Source organism: Leisingera sp. F5 (genome assembly GCF_001593695.1).
The window spans coordinates 1-1,153 of record NZ_LUKH01001255.1 but is presented as its reverse complement, the minus strand read 5'-3'; the positions used below and the strand labels follow the sequence as shown (position 1 = coordinate 1,153).

Here is a 1,153-nt window from a genome sequence, read left to right as displayed (position 1 = left end):
GTGCCTCGGCGGCGTCCGGGCCGCTGACCAGCACCACATTGCCAGTGGCTTCCAGCCGTTCAATGCCGGCCTTGGCACCTGTTTCGCCAGCGGTTTTGTAGATTACCAAAACTTTGTCTGCAGACAGCCGCATAATGCCCTGAATAATGAGCACATTGCCGGTAAACTCCGCCGAGCCATTTGCTTGGTTAACTGCCAGATTGTCGGCGGTGACTTCAACCGGCTGGCTGGGGTCAGCCTTGACAGCGCCAAAAGCGACGGAGGCCGTCTGCGCCGCCGCGAGGCCGGGAAATACCGCGAGCGGCAGGCAAAAAATCAATGCGCGCAAATAGGACACAGGCTATCTTTCCGGTTTCTGGGGATCATATAGCAGCTTAACCCCGTTTTTGAACAGCATATGGATCGGTCCGCCCTCGGTTTTTACGCCGATCCGCATTTTACCTGCGGTCAACTCGCCGATTGGGCCTGTCGCACGGACTGATCCGGGACTGTCGGCTTCCAACCCGCTAAGCGCTGTGTTCAGCTCTTCGGTCTCGACAATCAGCCCGTCCGCGGAGGTGATAGTCACATTGCCTGTAAATCGTGCCATGTCCCGGCCTGGGTGGATCGTACCGCTTTCCGATTTAAGCGTGATCCTGCCGCCCTCAGCCAAGTCGAATTCAGCGGAAAGGTCGCTGGCAACAGCGGGTGTGCCGTCGCCGCCCGGACGGGCGAGCGCAGCAGTGACCATAATTTCATCGCCCTGTGCGGTGGTGCCGGAAAAGAATGGGGCAGTGACTTGCTGGCCCTTCATCCGGTCTTCGATTTCCTTTTGAGCAAAGGGGATCACCGCGTCGGTGTTCACGCCGCGGGAGATCAGGAACATGGTGGACATCAGAACCAGTGCGGCCAGCGGCAGCAGCACCTTAAGATAGGCAACGGCTCTGGAGTAGCTGTCCATGTTTTTGCTCCCCCGGCCTTGCGTCAGCCCAGGCCTGCGCGCAGGCAATCGTGGATGTGCAACAGACCCTCAGCCTTGCCGCCATTGTCCGGATCAACCACGAACAAGCAGGTGATCTTGCGCTGGTTCATCACGGCGACGGCCTCCTGGGCCATGGCTCCGGGGGCGATTGAAGCAGGGTTCGGGGTCATGACCTCGGCGGAAGACTTGTCC

3 protein-coding genes are annotated in these 1,153 nt (G+C 59.5%); all 3 read right to left on the bottom strand.

Annotated features, from left to right (window positions below):
* On the bottom strand, positions 1–337 hold a 337-nt coding region (locus tag A2I95_RS40585), incomplete at its 3' end, for an LptA/OstA family protein (protein ID WP_291737971.1).
* Positions 338–340: 3 nt separating this feature from the next.
* Positions 341–940: an LPS export ABC transporter periplasmic protein LptC gene (gene lptC / locus A2I95_RS40580; RefSeq protein ID WP_291737970.1), complete on the bottom strand. Its 600-nt coding sequence runs from the start codon at positions 938–940 to the stop codon at positions 341–343.
* Positions 941–963: 23 nt separating this feature from the next.
* On the bottom strand, positions 964–1,153 hold a 190-nt coding region (locus A2I95_RS40575; RefSeq protein WP_291737969.1), incomplete at its 5' end, for a CBS domain-containing protein.

Coding starts and splice junctions, on each gene's coding strand:
- lptC (WP_291737970.1), bottom strand. CDS start 940: ATGGACAGCTACTCCAGAGCCGTTGCCTATCTTAAGGTGCTGCTGCCG.